At 71.8% G+C, this 17893-nt stretch carries 16 protein-coding genes and 1 tRNA gene; 5 read left to right on the top strand and 12 right to left on the bottom strand.

Features of this window, described 5'->3' with window-relative positions:
* Window positions 1-7 precede the first annotated feature (7 nt).
* Window positions 8-454 carry a hypothetical protein gene (locus IFY26_RS01305; protein ID WP_232547201.1) on the bottom strand — a complete coding sequence of 149 codons (447 nt, stop codon included), beginning with the start codon at window positions 452-454 and terminating at the stop codon, window positions 8-10.
* Window position 455: 1 nt separating this feature from the next.
* Window positions 456-540, bottom strand: a tRNA-Ser gene (locus tag IFY26_RS01300).
* A gap of 44 nt (window positions 541-584) precedes the next feature.
* Here IFY26_RS01300 and IFY26_RS01295 point away from each other — a divergent pair.
* From IFY26_RS01295 to IFY26_RS01285, 3 genes are read left to right on the top strand one after another with little or no spacing between them, the layout of a single operon-like run.
* Complete coding sequence (locus IFY26_RS01295; protein WP_232547200.1) at window positions 585-1556, top strand: NAD(P)H-quinone oxidoreductase; 972 nt, start codon at window positions 585-587, stop codon at window positions 1554-1556.
* A gap of 42 nt (window positions 1557-1598) precedes the next feature.
* Complete coding sequence (locus IFY26_RS01290) at window positions 1599-2828, top strand: MFS transporter (protein ID WP_232547199.1); 1230 nt, start codon at window positions 1599-1601, stop codon at window positions 2826-2828.
* Entirely contained in the window at window positions 2825-3523 is a 699-nt protein-coding gene (locus IFY26_RS01285) for a hypothetical protein (RefSeq protein ID WP_232547198.1), read from the top strand. Before IFY26_RS01290 ends, IFY26_RS01285 begins: the two co-directional genes overlap by 4 nt.
* A gap of 13 nt (window positions 3524-3536) precedes the next feature.
* On the opposite strand, the gene IFY26_RS01280 is transcribed toward IFY26_RS01285, so the two are convergent.
* The 5 genes from IFY26_RS01280 to IFY26_RS01260 all read right to left on the bottom strand — a co-directional run bounded on the left by IFY26_RS01280 (window position 3537) and on the right by IFY26_RS01260 (window position 8118).
* Window positions 3537-4391 (bottom strand): ABC transporter permease, encoded by an 855-nt coding sequence (locus IFY26_RS01280; RefSeq protein ID WP_232547197.1) that lies wholly within the window; start codon window positions 4389-4391, stop codon window positions 3537-3539.
* On the bottom strand, window positions 4391-5245 hold the full coding sequence (locus tag IFY26_RS01275; RefSeq protein WP_232547196.1) for an ABC transporter permease: 855 nt from the start codon (window positions 5243-5245) through the stop codon (window positions 4391-4393). The genes IFY26_RS01280 and IFY26_RS01275 overlap by 1 nt, the downstream gene beginning before the upstream one ends.
* Window positions 5238-6179, bottom strand: coding sequence for an ABC transporter ATP-binding protein (locus IFY26_RS01270; protein WP_463366314.1), 942 nt, complete (start codon window positions 6177-6179; stop codon window positions 5238-5240). The genes IFY26_RS01275 and IFY26_RS01270 overlap by 8 nt, the downstream gene beginning before the upstream one ends.
* Before the next feature lie 79 nt (window positions 6180-6258).
* The gene (locus tag IFY26_RS01265) at window positions 6259-6717 is read right to left on the bottom strand and encodes a DUF1707 SHOCT-like domain-containing protein (protein WP_232547194.1); all 459 of its coding nucleotides are present in this window, start codon (window positions 6715-6717) and stop codon (window positions 6259-6261) included.
* A gap of 63 nt (window positions 6718-6780) precedes the next feature.
* Window positions 6781-8118, bottom strand: a complete 1338-nt coding sequence (locus IFY26_RS01260) for a DUF4921 family protein (RefSeq protein WP_232547193.1) — start codon at window positions 8116-8118, stop codon at window positions 6781-6783.
* A gap of 115 nt (window positions 8119-8233) precedes the next feature.
* Here IFY26_RS01260 and IFY26_RS01255 point away from each other — a divergent pair, with 115 nt between their 5' ends.
* Window positions 8234-9205, top strand: a complete 972-nt coding sequence (locus tag IFY26_RS01255; protein ID WP_232547192.1) for a magnesium transporter CorA family protein — start codon at window positions 8234-8236, stop codon at window positions 9203-9205.
* 123 nt (window positions 9206-9328) lie between these two features.
* Here the strand turns inward: IFY26_RS01255 and IFY26_RS01250 are convergent, their stop codons facing one another.
* On the bottom strand, window positions 9329-10846 hold the full coding sequence (locus tag IFY26_RS01250; protein ID WP_232547191.1) for a DUF222 domain-containing protein: 1518 nt from the start codon (window positions 10844-10846) through the stop codon (window positions 9329-9331).
* Between the two features lie 484 nt (window positions 10847-11330).
* The gene (gene serS / locus IFY26_RS01245; RefSeq protein ID WP_232547190.1) at window positions 11331-12605 is read right to left on the bottom strand and encodes a serine--tRNA ligase; all 1275 of its coding nucleotides are present in this window, start codon (window positions 12603-12605) and stop codon (window positions 11331-11333) included.
* 94 nt (window positions 12606-12699) lie between these two features.
* Here serS and IFY26_RS01240 point away from each other — a divergent pair, with 94 nt between their 5' ends.
* A complete protein-coding gene (locus tag IFY26_RS01240) occupies window positions 12700-14271 on the top strand; it encodes a bifunctional phosphatase PAP2/diacylglycerol kinase family protein (RefSeq protein WP_232547189.1) in 1572 nt (523 codons plus the stop codon).
* Between the two features lie 4 nt (window positions 14272-14275).
* Here IFY26_RS01240 and pheA read toward each other — a convergent pair whose 3' ends face one another.
* From pheA to IFY26_RS01225, 3 genes are read right to left on the bottom strand one after another with little or no spacing between them, the layout of a single operon-like run.
* A complete protein-coding gene (gene pheA / locus IFY26_RS01235) occupies window positions 14276-15193 on the bottom strand; it encodes a prephenate dehydratase (protein WP_232547188.1) in 918 nt (305 codons plus the stop codon).
* A 9-nt stretch (window positions 15194-15202) separates the two neighbouring features.
* A complete protein-coding gene (locus tag IFY26_RS01230; RefSeq protein WP_232547187.1) occupies window positions 15203-16819 on the bottom strand; it encodes a putative hexosyltransferase in 1617 nt (538 codons plus the stop codon).
* Window positions 16816-17823, bottom strand: coding sequence for an S-layer homology domain-containing protein (locus IFY26_RS01225; RefSeq protein ID WP_232547186.1), 1008 nt, complete (start codon window positions 17821-17823; stop codon window positions 16816-16818). Before IFY26_RS01225 ends, IFY26_RS01230 begins: the two co-directional genes overlap by 4 nt.
* Window positions 17824-17893 lie beyond the last annotated feature (70 nt).

The following is a 17893-nucleotide window of genomic DNA, read 5'->3' as shown; positions in this document are numbered from 1 at the left end:
GCGGCGCTCAGATCAGCGTCGTGTACCCGCGGCTGTTGTCGAGCCGCTGCGCGATGTCGGCGGCGACGGCGTCCAGCGCCTCGGCCCGCTGCGGTGAGGCGACCAGGTGGACTCGCTCGTTGTCGCCGTGGTGCAGCGTGAGGCGTCCGGGGGCGCCGGTCATCCGCGTCACCTCCGCCCAGGCGCCGGCCCGCTCCCCGCCGGGCTCGGCGATGCGATAACCGTCGTCGTCCAGCTCCACCGTCACCTGCTGGCGCCGCGCGGCGGCCCAGGCGAGCCCGACCAGCACCAGGGCGAGCGCGATCACGACGAGCCCCACGACGCCCCAGGCCAGCGGCCAGCCCCAGGCGGACGCCCCGACGGTCAGGGCCGCCCCGGCGAGGGCGAGCGCGGCGGCGAGCCCGAACGCCCGGATCGCCGGGCTGGGCCTGAGGACGTGACGGGTCGACTCCACGCGGCGAGGGTGGGATTCGAACCCACGGAGCGTTGCCACTCGGCCGCTTTCAAGGCGGCTGCACTAGTCCACTATGCGACCTCGCCAAGGACGGCCTCATCCTACCGACTCGACACGTAGGCTCGAACCCATGCGAGCTGTGGTGAGGACGGCGGACGGCGGACCCGACGTGTTGCGCGTCGACGAGGTGGACACCCCGAGCCCGGGCGACGGTGACGTGCTCGTGCGCGTGGCGGCGGCCGGGGTCAACCGGGCCGACCTGCTGCAGCGCCGCGGCCACTACCCGCCGCCGAAGGGCGTGTCGGAGACCCTCGGCCTGGAGGTGTCGGGCCACATCGAGGCCGTTGGCGCCGGGGTGACGACGTGGTCGGTCGGCGACCCGGCGGTCGCCCTGCTGGCCGGCGGTGGCTACGCGGAGTACGTCGTCGTCCCGGCCGGCCTGGTCACGTCGCCGCCCGAGGGGGTCGACCTCCTGAGCGCGGCGGGTCTGATCGAGGTGGCCGCCACGGTGGTCTCGAACATGGACCACGCCGGCCTGCGCGACGGCGAGACCCTCCTCGTGCACGGCGGCACCGGCGGGGTCGGGAGCTTCGCGATCCAGTACGCCAAGGCCCGCGGCTGCACGGTGGCGACGACGGCCGGTTCGGACGCCAAGCTGGCCGTCTGCCGCGACCTGGGCGCCGACTTCGCCCTCGACTACCACGGCGACTGGGGGGCCGAGCTGAAGGAGGCCACGGACGGCCGGGGCGTCGACGTGATCCTCGACGTCATGGGCGCCGCCTACCTCGGGTCCAACGTCGCCTCGCTCGCCCGGGGCGGACGTCTCGTCGTCATCGGGCTGCAGGGTGGCGTGAAGGGCGAGCTGAACCTCAACGCGCTGCTGACCCGCAACGCCACGGTGACGGCCACTTCGCTGCGCTTCCGGCCCACCGAGCAGAAGGCCGAGATCGTGGCGCGCGTCGCGGAGTCGGTGTGGCCGCTCATCAGCGGCGGCACGATCCGCCCCGCCGGGGAGACGCGGTTCGCGCTCGACGACGTCCGCGCCGCGCACGAGCACCTCGAGAGCGGCGACAACGTCGGCAAGGTCATCCTGGTCGTCTGACGCGCGTCCGGGCGCCCCCGGCGCCTGTGAGAGGCTTGCGCGGTGCAATTGTCGGCGTATCGCGCGGTGTGGGCGCACCCGGTGGTGCGTCAGGCCGCGATCCTCGGGTTTCTCGGCAAGGCGCCGTGGTTCGGCGCCGCGATCATCCTCACCCTGCACGTCGTGGACGGCCTTGGCCGCAGCTACGCGGCCGCCGGGCTGGTCACCGCCGTCTTCACCCTCGCGACCGCCGTCAGCTCGCCGTGGCGCGGCCGGTTGCTCGACACCGTCGGGCTGCGGCGCACCCTGATCCCCAGCCTGGTCGTCCTCCCGGTGGCGTTCCTGGCCGCCACGTTCGTCGGCTACGGCTGGCTGCTGGTGGCGATGGCGGCCGTCGGGCTCTTCGCCGTGCCCTGGTTCGTCATCACCCGGCAGATGACCCTGGCGGCCGTGCCGGTCGAGCAACGCCGGACGGCGCTCGCACTCGACTCGGTGCTCACCGAGCTGGCGTTCATGTTCGGGCCGCTGGCCGGCGTCCTGGCCGCCACCACGTGGGACACCGGCTGGGCGCTGGTGACCTTCGCCCTGCTGAGCCTGCTCGGCGCGCTCGGTTTCGTCGTGGTCAATCCCCCGCTGGTCGCGCCCGTGCGTCCGGACGCCGCCGCCGACGCGACGCCGCGCGCCGGGATGCGCACTTGGCTGAACCGCGCCGTGGCGACGACGTTCGTGGCGAACGTGGCCATCGCGTTCACCCTCGCGGGCTCCGACCTCGCGATCGTCGGCGCGATGCGCGCCATGGGCACCACCCACCTGCTGGGCGTCGTGCTGGCGGTGTGGGCGTCCGGCTCGCTGATCGGCGGACTGATCTACGGGGGGCTCACCGGCCGGACGATCCCCCTCACCTTCTTGGTGGCCGGCCTGGCGCTGACCACCCTGCTCGGGTCGCTGGGAGTGACCTGGTGGCTGCTGAGCCTCGCCATGATGGGCGCCGGGCTGTTCTGCGCCACGAGCCTCGCGGCGGCGGTCGAGCGCATCAGCCACCACGTGCCCGAGCGGTACCGCGGCGAGGCGCTGGGCTGGCAGGGCACCTTCGCCACGGCCGGCAACGCCTTGGCTCCCCCGGTGGTGGGGTGGGTCATCGACCACCAGGGCTGGCAGGCCGGTTTCCTCGCCACCGGGGGCGTCGGGTTGCTCCTCGCCGCGCTGGGCTGGCTCGTGCTCGTGGCCGGGGTGCGGACCCGCCGCAGAATCCACGCAACCCAAAGGGGGCGTCCTTCGTCGTTGTCGGCATGAGTATCTCCACCGGCCGTCGTGCCATCGCCGCCACCCTCACCGCCATGACGCTCATCGCGCCCCTCACCGCCCCCGCCGCCGCCGCCGCGACCGAACTCTCCGCCAGCTCCACCGTCACGACCACCACGGCGACCTCCGGCATCAGCCTGGTGCCCGATTCCGCGCGCCGACCCACGGCGAGCACCGTGGTGCCCGGCCGCGTCGCCCTCCGCGCCCGCGACTTCACGGTGCGCCAGGTGCTGGGCTTCGACAGTGGCCAGAGCCCGCTGCAACCCGCCGCCGGGGGGCAGTACTGCGACACCAGCAACAACGGCGCCACCGGCCTCGAGCCGACGCCGCTGGGTGGGCGGCAGTGGTCCTGGTACGCCACCGACGGCAGCGTCGGCACGACCCACGTCGTCACCGCGTGGGCCGACGGTGACGGCGCGCTGGCCGACCTCGCGCACGACACCGGCGCCTGCCGCTTCGACACCGCCGGGGTGGAGGACTACGCCGTGACGCTCGCCGACCACGACGCGTTCGCCGCCACCTACCGGGTCGGTGAGGTGCACACGGCCGTCCACACCGTGCTGGTGCGCAACACGTTGGTCTCGGTGACCGTGGACGACTGGACCGGCGCCCTCGACGAGGCGGCCGAGGCGCAGCGGCTGGCCGAGCGCAGCGCCAAGGTCGTGGCCCGGACGCGGCTGCCCTGACGCGGCGGGCGGCTCAGCGCAGGAACAGCTTGCGCAGCCGCAGCGTCACCGCGGTGATGCCGATCACGCTGATCACCACGAAGTACAGCGCGTGACCGGCCGAGGCCGCGGTGACGTAGCCGACCGACAACTGCCGCATGAGCTCCACGCCGTGCCACAGCGGCATCGCCATCACGAACCACTGCACCGGCTCGGGGTAGACCGTGATCGGGTAGAGCGTCGCCGAGAACAGGAACATCGGCAGCAGCACCATGGGCACCAGGTCCAGCTGCTGGAAGCTCTTCATGTAGCTCGTGACCGCCATGCCGACGGACGCGAACCCGAGCGCGATCAGCACCGCCACGGGGATCATCGCCAGGGCCCACCAGCTCGTGACGAGCCCCATCACGGTGAGCACCCCGAGGAAGCCGACGGCGTACAGGAAGCCCCGGAACAGGGCCATGAAGATCTCGCCGATGGCGACGTCCATGGGGCCGAGCGAGGTCTGCAGCATGCCCTCGTAGAGCTTGGAGTAGCGCATCTTGAAGAACACGTTGTTGACCGAGTCGTACACCGCGCCGTTCATCGCCGAGGTCGCCAGCAGCGCCGGCGCGATGTACATGGCGTAGCTGACCGGCTGGCCGTCCGGGCCAGGCACGCTGCCCACCAGGGCCCCCATGCCGACGCCCATGGCGAGCAGATAGAACACCGGCTCGAAGAACCCGGTGGCCACCACGCCCCAGTTGGCGCTGCGGATGACGCGGAACCCGCGCGCGATCACGGCGCGCGCGTTGCCCGCGTAGAGGTTCGCGATCCACCCCGGACGCCGCCGCAGCCGCTCCTTGGTGGCGGCCATGACGTCGGTGGGCCCGGTGCTCGGGGCGTCCATCAGCCCACCAGCCGCTTCGCGAACGTGCGGCCGGCCCACCACTGCCCGGCCAAAATCAGCGCCAGCGGGTACAGCACGTGGACGGCCGTCAGCCACGGCGGGTTCGCCATGCCGTAGGACGCCATCCGCGCCAGCTGGGTGCCGTGCCACATCGGTGAGATCCACCCGACCCACTGCAGGTACGCCGGCATGACCGACAGCGGGAAGAAGGTGCCGGCGAACAGGAACATCGGCATCACCACGAGCCGCTGGATGAAGTTGAACTGCAGCCCCTCGTTCTCGACGGTGGCCGAGTACGCCATGAGCGGGGTGAACATCGCGAGCCCGGCCAGCGTGACCGCGGGAATCGCCAGCAGCGCGGACGCCGACGGCCACGCCCCGAACAGCGCGGCCATGAGCCAGAAGATCACGGCCTGCAGCACGAGCCGGACGCCGATCGCGGTCGTCTCGCCGAGGGCCATCTGCCCCGGCTCCAGGGGCGTGGAGTACCCCGCGAGGTAGTTCTTCTGCCACTTGAAGCCGCCGAAGATCGGCCAGGTGCCGAACTGCGCCCCGGTCGTCGCCACCGTGGCGGCCAGCAGGCCGGGCGCGACGAACGTGAGGTACGAGACGCCGTCCACGTCCCCCTGGACGATCGCGCCGAGGCCGAGGCCCATCGCGGCGAGGTAGAGCACCGGGTTGCCGAACGCGACGGCGAGCCAGGTGGCGAGGAACGGCGTCTCGGCGACCTGACGGTAACCGGCGTACTGCAGCCAGCCCCAGCGGCGGGTCCGGGCGGCCAGGGCGTGGTGGTCGAGGCCGGTGAAGGTGACGCGGGGGCCGGCGTCCGCCCCCGGGGTGCCCGTGTCAGTCAATGAGGGACCTCCCCGTGAGGCGGAGGAAGACGTCCTCCAGCGAGGTGCGCCGCACGAGCTGCGTCAGCGGGTTGAGGGCACGGCGGTTGATCTCCTCCAGCATCGCCTCACCGTCGTCGGTGTAGAGCAGGATGCGGTCGGGCAGCACCTCCAGGCCGGCCCGGCTGCGCTGCCCGTCGGCCACCAGCGCGGCCAGCTCGGCCTGCATCTCGGCGTTGCGGGCCGAGCCGAAGCGCACCTCGACGACCTCCCGGGTGGTGTGCTCCTGGATGAGGCCGCGCGGGGATCCCTCGGCCACGATGCGCCCGTGGTCGACCACGACGAGCCGGTCGCACAGCTGCTCGGCCTCGTCCATGAAGTGGGTGGTGAGCACGAGCGTGACCCCCTGCTCCTTGAGGCGGAACAGCCGGTCCCACAGGATGTGACGCGCCTGGGGGTCGAGGCCGGTGGTCGGCTCGTCGAGCAGCAGGATGCGCGGCTCGTTGATGAGGCCGCGCGCGATGGTGAGGCGGCGCTTCATGCCACCGGACAGGGCCGTGACCTTGGCGTCCGACTTGTCGGTGAGCTGGGCGAACTCGAGCAGCTCGGGCACCTTGGCCTTCAGGTAGGCCCGCGGCAGCCCGAAGTAGCGGCCGTACACGTAGAGGTTGTCGCGGGCGCGCAACTCCTCGTCCAGCGCATCGGCCTGCGGGACGACACCGAGGGACGCCCGCACCTCCGGCCCGTGGCGCTCCGGGTCGAGCCCCAGCACGCTGAGGGTGCCCGCCGTGCGCAGCGACGTGCCGCCGATCATGCGCATGGTGGTGGACTTGCCGGCCCCGTTGGGGCCGAGCAGGCCGAAGGACTCCCCCGGCGCCACGTCGAACGAGATGGCGTCGACGGCGGTGAAGTCACCGTAGGTCTTGGTGAGCTCTCGGGCCTCGATCACGGACACGGCGGTGACGCTACCGCCCGCCTCCGACATTGGCCAAAGGGTTCCGGTGCGCCCTACGCTGCCGTCGTCCCGACCGTGGTCAATCGCCGCGTTCTGCCTGGCGGTCGGGGAACAGGTAGGCGACCACCACGGGGATTCCCGTGCCGATCATCGGCCAGATGGGCCAGTAGTAGAACGGCTCGCTGCCCGACAGCAGCCAGCTCATCAGCCAGATGACGTTGAACAGCACCGCGAGCCCGAGCCACGACCGGATCGCCGCGCCCCGCACCCGGCGCACCGGCGTCTGCGGGGGTTGGGGGCGGGCCGCCACGGTGATGTCGCCCAGGAGCGGCACGAGCTCCCCCAGCCGTTTGGCGTTCAACACCCCGGCGAGCCGCTCGCCGTGCTCGATCGAGTCGAGGCGTCCGTCACTGAAGGCGGCGTTGATGACCTCGGCGGCCACGTCGCGGTCGGCGTCGCTCGCGCGCATGTCGCCGTGTGTGTGCGGGTCGGCGCTGAAACGCGACCACAGGGGGCGTTCGGGCAGGGACTCAGACATGCAACACCTCTCCGTCGTCCTGCGGCGAGCCTAACGCCGCCGCCCGCCCGGGGCCGCCCCCGCTCAGCGTGAGGGACGGGCGTAGCGCAAGGTGTTGGGCCGGCAGGGGGCCTCGAAGGCGATCTTGAGGTCGTCGGCCACCCTGTGCTCGGCGCGCAGCGCGAACAGTCGCTCCACCACGCGATCGCGCAGCATCACCGGCGTGATGGTGTTGAGGTAGATCTTGGTCGCCCCCTCGAACCCCGCCAGCGTCGAGATGCGCCACTTCAGCATGACGCGCCACGGCATGGCCAGGTCGACGTCGATGGGGCGGTAGTGCCACTCCTCATTGCACGGGATGTCCGCGCCGGTCGCGGCCTGCATGGCGTGGATCATGTCGGCCATGCCGCGCAGTTCCTCCGGCCTGAGCTCCCACGGGTCGGAGGTGGGTGAGGTGCTGTAGATCTCGATGGTGGGGAACCGGTGCCCGAAGCCCGCGAACGCGATCGCGTGATCGTTCTCGGCGATGACGAGGTTCTTGCGCGCGGCGTAGTTGGTCGCCACGTCATTGAAGAGGTTGGGATTCTGCCGCAGCTTGGCCAGCGTCGCCTCGTGCTGGACGCCGCGCTCGTCGATCGCCACGAGCTGCTTGTGCAGGTGGTCGAACGACGCCCCCGCCGGCTTGAGCCAGTTCTGGAACACCGTCACGTACCGCGCGTACCGGTTCAGCTCGTACAGCGCCTTCACCGACTCCACGGTGAACCGGATGAACTCCCGGTGCTCCTGGACCGACAGGGTGCCCGAGGACGCCAGTTGGGTGGTGTCGGTGGCGCCGTCGACGTAGTGGCGCCGGGCGACGATGAGATCGTGCCCGCCCCCGAAGAAGCCGGACGCCGCCGCCACGACCTCGTCGCGGCCCAGGGCGTCCAATTGCGCGTCACTGAGCCCGGCGGCGCGCAGCTTCATGGCGACCACCCGCCGCACGTGCTCCCAGCCGGCGGGCGAGGCCAGGTACGCCTCCCGGCGCGCCGCGACCCGGCTCGGCAGCGCGTAGCCGTAGTTGAGGTGCCAGTACTCGTAGCTGAGGATCTCGAAGAGATTGGGGATGCGCCGGAAGGCCGCGGTGGTGGCGTGCAGCTCGTCGGCGGGCGTCCGGTAGTGGGTCTCCCAGGTGTCGTTGCCCCGGTGGACCACGCGCGACTTCTCCGGCGGGGTCTCCAGGTAGCGCTTCTCGCAGAAGGCACAGTGCGCGCCGTCGGCGTCCGGATCCAACGGCAGCGCCGGGCCGGACGCCCCGCCGAGCGGCCGGTTGCCCCGGCCCGGCACGGTCCACACCTCCGTGCCCGTGAACGGGTTGAGCTGTTTGACGGTGCCATCGGCCAGGGTCGTCACATACTCCGGCTCGCGCTGGTAGGGCTGCATCGGGCTCCTCACTCCGGCCACGGACGCCACGCTAGCGCGGCCACCTCCGACCCCGGGGCGGCGCGCACGCCGCGTCGCACCCCCGGTCGGGACGGGGCGGCAGGAAGATGGGTGCATGGATTCGTTGGTCTCGGCCCGCACGTGGCGCGACGGCGTGGCGGTCGAGCACACGATCACGCGCAATGACCTCGTGACGGCCGCGCACGACCCGGACACCCTGGTGTGGGTCGACCTGCTCGCGCCCGAGGCGTCCGAGCTGGCGGAGGTGTCGGAGGAGCTGGGCCTGCCCGTCACCGCGGTGGAGGACGCCCTCGCCCCCAAGGAGCGCCCCAAACTGATCCGGCACGAGTCGCACGTGTTCTTCACCGTCTACGCGGTGCACCGCGAGGGGACGCGGCTCGGCTTCAGCCGGGTTTCGGGCTGGATGCTCCCGCACGCGCTCGTGACGATCCGGCTCGACGACACCTTCGACATCGGCGCCGTCGAGCAACGCTGGGACGACAGCCCCGCCCTGCTCGCGGCCGGCGCAGGCGGGCTGGTGCACGGCCTGCTCGACACGGTGGTGGACGGCCACTTCGCCGCGATCCAGACCCTGGACGACGCCCTGGAGGCCATCGAGGACACGCTGTTCGACGACCGGCCCACGAGCACGGCGTTCGCGCGATCCGTCTACGCCCTCCGCAAGGATCTCGTCGCTCTGCGCCGCATCGTGCTGCCCATGCGGGAGGTCGTGAGCGGGCTGCTGCGGCACCCCGGCACGGACGCCCCCGTCCTGCGGCCCTGGTACGACGACCTGTACGACCACGTGCTGCGCGCCTCGGAGTGGACCGAGTCCTTGCGCGACCTGGTGACGAGCGCTTTCGAGACAAACCTGTCCCTCACCGACGCGCGCCTCAACACGATCATGAAGAAGCTGGCGGGCTGGGCCGCGATCATCGCCGTCCCCACGGCGATCACGGGTTGGTTTGGGCAGAACATCCCGTTCCCCGGCGACGGGCAGCCGCTCGGCCTGTGGTTGTCCGCCGCCCTGATCCTCGTCTGCAGCCTGGCGCTCTACGTCGCCTTCCGCCGCCGCGACTGGTTGTGATGACGCGCACGAGCGTGGCTGAGTTGCATGGCCCCCTGACCGAGTGGCTCAGTGGGTGACGTGGCTCAGGGCGCGGGCATGACAGCGCCCCCCTGCGCTCACACGCAGGGGGCCGGGGCTTCCTCAGGCGGGGGGTTCGGGTTCCAGCGGCGGCGGCTCCTCGCGCAACCACCACCGGTCACCCGGCGCAGTGGGCCGCCGGGCCATCACCGTGCCGGCCGCCGAGACGGTGTACTCATAGCCGGCGCGACTGCGCCAGCAATACGTCCCCGGCGTCGGCTGGGTCACCTGCCAACCACCGTGGGTCTTCACTCGATGGCTGAAGCGGGCGAGCGGCCCGAGATTGGTGAGATTCGTCTGCCCAGCCCCGGGTGGCGCCCCGGCGTCGAACGGTTGGGTGTGGTCGGTGTCGCAGGCCCGAGCGGCGCGCGTCCCGAAGGGGAAGACGTCCACCGGATTGCGCTGGTGGAGCGCGAACCGCATTACCTCGGGCACCTCGTAGGCGTCCGAGGGAGCGAGCGCCTCCGGATCAAGGATCGGCCTCACCGTCACCTGACAACCGGACAACACCTCGCGCACCTGCGAGGCGAGCACATGGCCCCACCGCTCCACCTCGGCCACCCCACGCTCGGGGGCCGGCAGGTCGACGCGGTTGATGTGGACGACGACCGTCGCCCGGCGTGGCTGCCCTGCCGTGAGGTGATCACCCAGACGACCGAGCACTGCCAAACCGTCGTGGGCAGCGGTGGCGGGCCGCTCTGCTCCGAGCATCACTGCCGAGGGGGCCGCTGCTGCGAGCACCAGTGCCGAGGGCGCCTCTGACGTGGGCGCCTCTGAAGTGGACCCCTGTGCCGTGGGCAGCTCTTCCGCGGGCACCTCTGGTGCGAGGAGCGCGTCCTGGCCGAGGACGGCGCGCGCCAGCACGCCCAAGGCGGTCGCGCGCCGCACCTCATGGTCCTCAACGACGGGAAGCGCGGCGGCGACGACCGTGAGCGCATCATCGAGGGCGAGGCCGTCTCCCGCGCTCAGCCGCGCCGAAACGCCGCACGCGCCGTCCACGATGCCCTCCACGCGGACGTAGCGGCTGCTCTCCGCCTGTGCTGCGCGCTCAGCGGCCGCAGCCGGATCGGCCGCGAGCACCCAGCCCTCGACCTGGCGCATCACCCGGGGGAAGGGCTGCAGGCACGAAGCGATGGCGACCTGCGCGTCCACCCACAGGCAGGCATCCTGCGCGAGGCCCGCGCAGGCGTCCGTGACGAGGAACGCCTGCCACACGGGCACGAGGCCCGCGACCGTCGCCTCCCACAGCTGGGGGTGCCGATGCCGCAGGTTGAGAGCTCGGCGCACCTGCGCCCGGGCCGTATCGGTGCCGCACCGCATGAGCGCCGCGAGCTCGGCCACCACGAACTCCCCCACCTCCGGCGTCCCGTCGCCGCCGAACCGCACCAGGCGCTCGCAACCCTCCACGACCGTGGTGTCGGAAATGGCGTACGCGTCGCAGACGCGGCACAGCGCGATCAACTCGGCCACCTCGTCGGCCCGCTTCGCCGCGTGGGCATGCTCGAACGCGCTGTAGGCATCCGAGAGCACAGCCGGCACCACCGCGATGGATGCGGCGATAGAGGTGCGGGACTGGCTCATGACTCTCGATTAGCACCTGTGTTCGATTCCTGCAAGCGCATGAGCATCTCCCTGCCCGCGGCCGGGGCGAGACCGGTGATCGTCTCATTGCGAAAAGCGATCGGGGGCGTCGAATGAGCGCGGGGAGAGCGAGAGCCGCACTCACATGTTGCCCATCGCGACCCGCCGGAGCCCCTGGCCCCAGGCACGGCAACCAGCACCGGCGGCGGCTCCTCGTGGCTCAGCCCGGCTCACCTGGCGAACGTCGACCCCACGCTCGGCATCGCCACCTGGCGCACCTCAATCCCACCTGGCGCAGCGCGGCTCACCTGGAGGGCCGTGCAAGGCCCGCCACGTGAGCCCCGCTGCGCCACGTGATCAGCAACCCCGCCACGTGGGGCCAGCGGGCGCCACGTGATGGCCACGACGCCCCGATCGGCCCAAACCCCTGCCGCCAAGACCCTGCCACCAAGCCCCGGACCGCCAAACCCCTGCCGCCGAGCGCCTAACCGACCGGGGTCAGGGCGTCCCGGCCGCCGAAGTAGGGCCGCAGCGCCTCGGGCAGCCGGACGGAGCCGTCGGCCTGCTGGTGGTTCTCCAGGATCATGATGATCGTGCGCGTCATGGCGCACAGCGTGCCGTTGAGCGTGGCCAGCGGACGGGTGCCGTCGGCGTCCTTCATGCGCATGTTGAGCCGCCGGGCCTGGAACTCGGTGCAGTTCGAGGTCGACGTGATCTCGCGGTAGCGCTCCTGGGTCGGCAGCCAGCCGTAGCAGTCGTACTTGCGGGCGGCCGACGAGCCGAGGTCGCCCGACGCCACGTCGAGCACCTGGTAGGGAATCTCCAGCGACTCGATGAACTCCTTCTCGAAGCCCAGCAGCTTCGCGTGCTCGGCCTCGGCGTCCTCCGGGGCGCAGTGGACGAACATCTCGGCCTTGTCGAACCAGTGGACGCGGAAGATGCCGCGCGTGTCCTTGCCGTAGGCGCCGGCCTCACGGCGGAAGCACGACGACCAGCCGACGTAGTGCCGCGGCAGGGTCTCGGCGGGCAGGATCTCGTCGGCATGGTAGGCCGCCAGCGCCACCTCGGAGGTACCGACGAGATACAGGTCGTCGCGCTCGAGGTGGTAGACGTCCTCGGCCGCCTGGCCGAGGAAGCCGGTGCCCGCCATCGCCTCGGGCTTCACCAGCGAGGGCACGATCATCGGCGTGAACCCCCACGACGCCGCCTTGGCCATCGCGTGCTGCAGCAACGCGAACTCGAGCTGGGCGACCTGCCCCTTGAGGTAGTAGAAGCGGGAACCCGACACCTTCGCGCCCCGCTCCATGTCGATGCCGTCGAGCAGCTCGCCGATCTCGAGATGGTCGCGCGGGGTGAACCCCTCGGCCGCGAAGTCGCGCGGCGTGCCCCAGGTGTCGATGACGTACAGGTCGTCCTCGCCACCGGTCGGCACGCCGTCGATCACCAGGTTGCCCAGCGCCCCCATCAGGGTCTCGTAGGTCTCCTTCGCCCGCTCCGCCTCGGCCTGGGCCTCCTTGACCTCGGCCGACAGCTCCCGGGTGCGGCCGAGCAGCTCCTGCTTCTCCTCGCCCTGGGCCCGCGGGATGCGCGACGACAACGCCTTCTGCTCGGCCCGCAGCCCTTCGGAGGTGGCGATCAGCTCGCGGCGACGCTCGTCGGCGGCCAGCAGCTCGTCCACCAGCTCGACGGACTCACCGCGCGCCGCCTGGCTGCGGCGGATGCGGTCGGGGTCGGTGCGCAGAATCTTCGGGTCGATCACGGTCCCCGAGTCTATCGCCGGACGCCGGCGCCACGGCGCGTCCAGAACGGGCCCCGTCACGCGGACTGTCGGCCCCGGGTGCCACACTGGGGGCATGCGCGCGAAGATCGGCCCCGCCCACGTGTTCTTCCTTGTCACGACCGCCTTGTTCATCCTGTGGACGTGGCTGACCCTGGGCACGTCGGCGCTCGCGGGTCTGGACGCACTCTCCGATGGCCCGGGCGTCGATCCGGCCTCGCCCTGGGGTCAGGTGCTGGCCGCGATCGCGGTGGTGACCGTGCCGGTCGTCCAGTTCGTCGGGCTGGCCCTCCTGGCGTTCTGGGCCTCGCGCCGCCGGCTGAACAACCTCGCCTGGGCCGCAGGCCTGGCCATCCCGTTCACGTTCGGCGCCTACCAGGGCCTCAAGGCCCTCTTCGCGCGGCCCCGCCCGGCCGGCGTGCCCCCGCTGATCACCGCCGAGGGGTACTCCTACCCCTCGGCGCACATGGCCGCCCTCACCGTGCTGTGCGTCCTGCTCGTCGCCGGCCTGATCCTCGTTCGCCAGCGTCACCTCTTCATCTGGCTCGCGGCCGGCGGCCTGACGATCGTGTGGTGGTTCATCGCCTACGACCGCTGGGCCCTGCGCGCCCACCACCTCACCGACATCATCGGCGGCGGGTTCCTCGGGGGCGCATTGGCCTCGCTGGCTCTCGCCCTCGCCGGCGTTCACGTGGGCAAGCTCCCGGAGCTCACGCGGGCCGCGACCAAGGACGACAAGCCCACCCGCCTGGCCGCCGTCATCTACAACCCCACGAAGATCCCCGACCCCGTCGTCTTCCGCCGCCACGTGCAGGGCGAGTGCGCCGAGCGCGGCTGGCAGGTGCCCTTGTGGCTGGAGACCGAGGCCGACAACCCCGGCGAGTCCGCCACCCGGCGCGCCCTGCGGCGCAAGGCCGACCTGGTGATGGTGGCCGGTGGGGACGGCACCGTGCGCGCCGTGTGCGGCGCCATGTCGGGCTCCTCGACACCCGTCGCGATTCTGCCCGCCGGCACCGGCAACCTCCTGGCCCGCAACCTGCACGTCCCCCTCGACATGGCCGACGCGCTCACCACGGCCTTCGACGGCACGCCCCGCACCATCGACCTCGTCGAGATCAAGGCCGACGACCAGGCTGCGGAGGCGTCCGCCGTGATGGCCGGCATGGGCACCGACGCCGCGATCATGGGTGACACGAACGAGGACCTGAAGAAGGTCGTCGGCCCCGCCGCCTACGTGGTCGCCGCCGCGAACGCGCTCAACCGGCCGCCGTTCGACGCGCGCCTGGAGGCCGACACCAAGACCCCCGAACAGGTGACGGCCTCCATGGTGCTCATCGCGAACGTGGGCCAGATCCAGGGCCAGCTCGACGTGGCCCCGGACGCGAGCCCCGACGACGGGCTCCTCGACATCCTCGTCGCGACCCCCCAGAACGTGGGCGAATGGGCCGCCATGGCCACGAGCATGCTCACGAAGTCCGACACCCGCGGCGTCCACCGCGCCCAGGCGAAGACGCTCGTCATCGAGACGTCCGAGCCCGTCGCCTACCAGCTCGACGGCGACGCCGTCGGCGAGTGCCGCCGCCTGGAGGCCACCATCGTCCCCGGCGCCGTGCGCGTGATGACACCGGCCAGCACACCCCGGTCGTAAGCGCTCAGGCGCGGTGCGGGCGGCCGAGCAGGTCGTCCATCCAGTGTTCGGCGGCGTCGTAATCGGCCGCGGTGAAGCCGCGGGCGATCTTGGGGCGGACGCCGTCGGCGCGCGGGTAGCTGCCCAAGAACGTCACCTCGCGGCACACCCGGTGCAGCCCCTTGAGCGTGCCGCGCATGCGGGGCTCGCCAACGTGCCCCTCCGCGTCGATCGAGAAGCAGTACTCGCCGTAGGCCTTCTTCGTCGGGCGGCTCTCGATACGGGTCAGGTTCACCCCGCGCATCGCGAACTGCTCGAGGATCTCCAGCAGGGCGCCCGAGCGGTCGGCGTGCATGTAGGCCACCAGCGTCGTCTTGTCGGCCCCCGTCGGCGCGGGCGTCTCCCCCGGTAGCCGGACGAGCACGAAGCGCGTCACGGCGTCCGTGTTGTCCGCGATGTCGGACGCCGCCGCCTCCAGCCCGTAGAGCTCTGCGGCCACGGCGGCGCAGATCGCCGCGTCATGCCGGCTCTCGGGATCGGCCACCTCCTGGGCGGCGGACGCCGTCGAGCCCCCCTCGGTGACGAGCGCACCGGGCAGGTGGCCGGCGACCCAGGCCCGCGTCTGCGCGTGGGCGTGGGGGTGGGTGAGGACGCGGCGGACGTCACCCAGCGCCGTGCCGGGCCGCACCGCCAAGACGAACGACACCGGCATGATCACCTCCTGCGCGATCACCAGCGGACGCCCCGAGGCCAGGTTGTCCAGCGTGGCCGTGACGCCGCCCTCGACGGAGTTCTCGATCGGCACCAGCGCGGCGGTCACCTCACCGTCGCGCACCGCGTCCAGCGCCCGTGGCACCGTGGCGAACGGCAGCGCCTCCTCCGTCGTGATGCGCCGCAGCGCCTGGTGGGTGAAGGTTCCCGCAGGGCCGAAGTATCCGAGCACCGCAGCAGTCTAGGGCCGCCGCACCGCCCGCACGCGCGGGGGCCGGGCCGTCCCGCGCAGCAGGTCGGCGACACCGCCGGCGACGAAGGCGCGCGACGGCCACTGCCGGTTCCGCGTCCAAAACCAGTGGATGATCGCCGCCAGCACGAACCACTGCACCGCGGTGCACAGCGTGTCGCGGACGACCACCGCCCCGAGGAACAGCATCTCGTCGCTGAACCCCACGGTGCGCCCCGTCACGTAGGCCACACTCAGCGCGGTGCCGCGCAGCACGAGGAGCCAGTCGAGGCGGTTCGGCACCATGAGCGCCAGCGGCACCCAGACGATGAGGTCGTACCACGCGAGCGTGTACGGCGACGTCACGAGCCAGGCGGTGCACAGGATCACCGCCGTGCGGAGCGCAATGGTGAGCGGATCCCGCTCCGCCGGGCCGATGGCCCCGGGGGCGGGGTGCCAGGGCAGCACGCGGGAGAGCATCCAGGCGATCACCACGAGCCCCACCCAGGCGACGGCCGCGGTGATGCTGAAGGCGGGCCCCGGGCCCAGGATCCAGGCGAGCACCTGGTGCAGCCACGGCGCCCAGGAGCCGCCCGACATGTACCCGGTGTTGCGGCCCGCGGCGAGCAGCGCCTCGGGGGCGAACACCCCGTAGAGGATGGCGATGGGCAGCAGGGCCCCGGCGCACAGGGCCACCACCTTGCGCCAGTCGTGCCGGTAGCCCCAGATGAGGGCCAGACCGTAGAAGACCAACGACACCTTGACCGCGCCGCCCAGCCCAATGAAGATGCCCGTGACGAACGCCGAGCGCCGCACGAACCACAGCGCGATGACGGCGAACACCAACGTGAGCGCCTCGTTGTGCGCGCCGGCGATCACAGCCCAGATCAGCAGCGGGTTGAGGACGGTGAACAGCACCGAGCGCGTCTGCACCGCGGCGTTGCCGTGAGCCAGCTTGATCATCACCGCACAGATCACCAGGAACGGCACGGTGTTCATCACCTGCAGCCAGAACACGACCGCGTGCATCGAGTCGCCGCCCAGCAGGTTGGCCAGCCACTGGGTGGCCGACGCGATCGGGCCGTACACGCTCGGCGTGTCCTGCCACGGCCGCTCGGTCCACACCAACACCGGGTCGTAGGACTGCCGGAAGATCTCCGCGGGCGTGATCTGGTAGGGGTTCAGGCCTTGGCGCTGCAGCCGGCCGTAGGCGGCATACATCAACACGTCGGCGCTGGTCAGCGGCGGCACCAGCGCGGTGCCCACCGTCAGGGCCGCACCGAGGCCGAACAGGCGGTGGATGGACGGACGCCAGCCCAGTTCGATCGCCCGCCAACACACCAGCAGACCGACCGCCCCCACCAACAGACCCACCCACAGCGCGGGCACCACGACCCACTCCGAGAGCGGCAGCCCGAGGCGCTCCCCCACCTCGGTGGGGATGAACCAGGGCGGCAGCGGGCTGGACGCCGGCCCGACGTTCAACGTGACCGGCGACGGGCCCAGCAACCCGACCACGATCGTGGTCAGGCAGCTCGTCACGATGAGTCGCAGCCCCAGGCGTCCGTCGTGGGTCCAGCCGCGCTCACCGAGGTGGCGCCACCGGGCTGCCGCCCTGGCGGTGCTCACGCGGGTGGGGTGACCAGGTCGACGTAGCGGTACATGAAGGCCGCCATGGCGTCGCGCAGCACCGGGGTCACCGGTCGGTACGTCCGGTCGGGGTAACCGGTGGAGATTCCCGCGTCGTACATCCACGCCATTTCCGCGTAGAACTGGGTGTCCGGCGTCACGTCGCCGAACGGCGAGACGTCCCGCGGGGGGTAGCCGTCGAACCCGCTCCGCTCGCTCAGGCGGGAGAATAAGGCGGCCATGGCGTCACGGTTGACCGGGGCGTCCGGCCGGTAGGTGCCGTCGCCGTACCCCGTCGTGACGCCGGTTGACGCCATCCACTCAATCTCGCGGAAGAAGGGGTGGGAGCGGGGCACGTCGGTGAAGGTCGGGGTGGCGGGCACGGTGACGTCGGGGCTCCCGGAGAGGCGATGGAGGAAGGCGGCCATCGCGCCGCGTTCCACCGGCTCGAAGGGGCGGTACGTACCGTCCGGGTAGCCCGTGGAGATGCCTGCCCACGCCGTCCAGTCCATCTCGGTGGAGAACTGGAGCCCGTCGTAGAGGTCGCTGAAGCCGAAGCCTGCGGCGCAGTCACGGCCGTACAGCGAGGGGGTGTAGAAGTGCTCGGACGGATTCGAGGTGTCCCAGACGCGGAAAGCGCCCCGCGGGGCCGTGGCCGTCACGACGGTGGGTTCGGCCGGGTCCTCGGTGACGGGCACGTCCACCGCCACCTGAACCGCGGGCAGCGCGTCCGGGGCGGTGAGGGCGTAGCTGCCGGCGGCGTCCGCGCCGGTGACGTTCACGAACGCCAGGGTGACGACCGCGCGCGCACCCACGCACTCGACCCGGTAGTCGGTCAAGATCACGCCGTCCGACAGGAGGGATGCCGCGGCGCCGGATGCCACGGTCGAAGCGGCGGCCATGGGGCTGATCCGCGTCGCCGCCGTGGCCGGCGGGGCCGGCACGACCGTCAGGAGGCTGACGGTCACCAGCCCGGCCGCGAGGCCGGGGAGGGAACGCTGCATGGGACTCGCCTTCTCGAAGAGGTTGGTGCCTCGCACGCTAACAAACAACGCCGGGGCCGGGGGCCCATCT

It is taken from the genome of Propioniciclava soli (assembly GCF_014858005.1).
Taxonomy (GTDB): Bacteria; Actinomycetota; Actinomycetes; order Propionibacteriales; family Propionibacteriaceae; genus Propioniciclava; species Propioniciclava soli.
The sequence above is the reverse complement of the archived record's forward strand: the minus strand, read 5'-3'. Positions and strand labels throughout refer to the sequence as shown.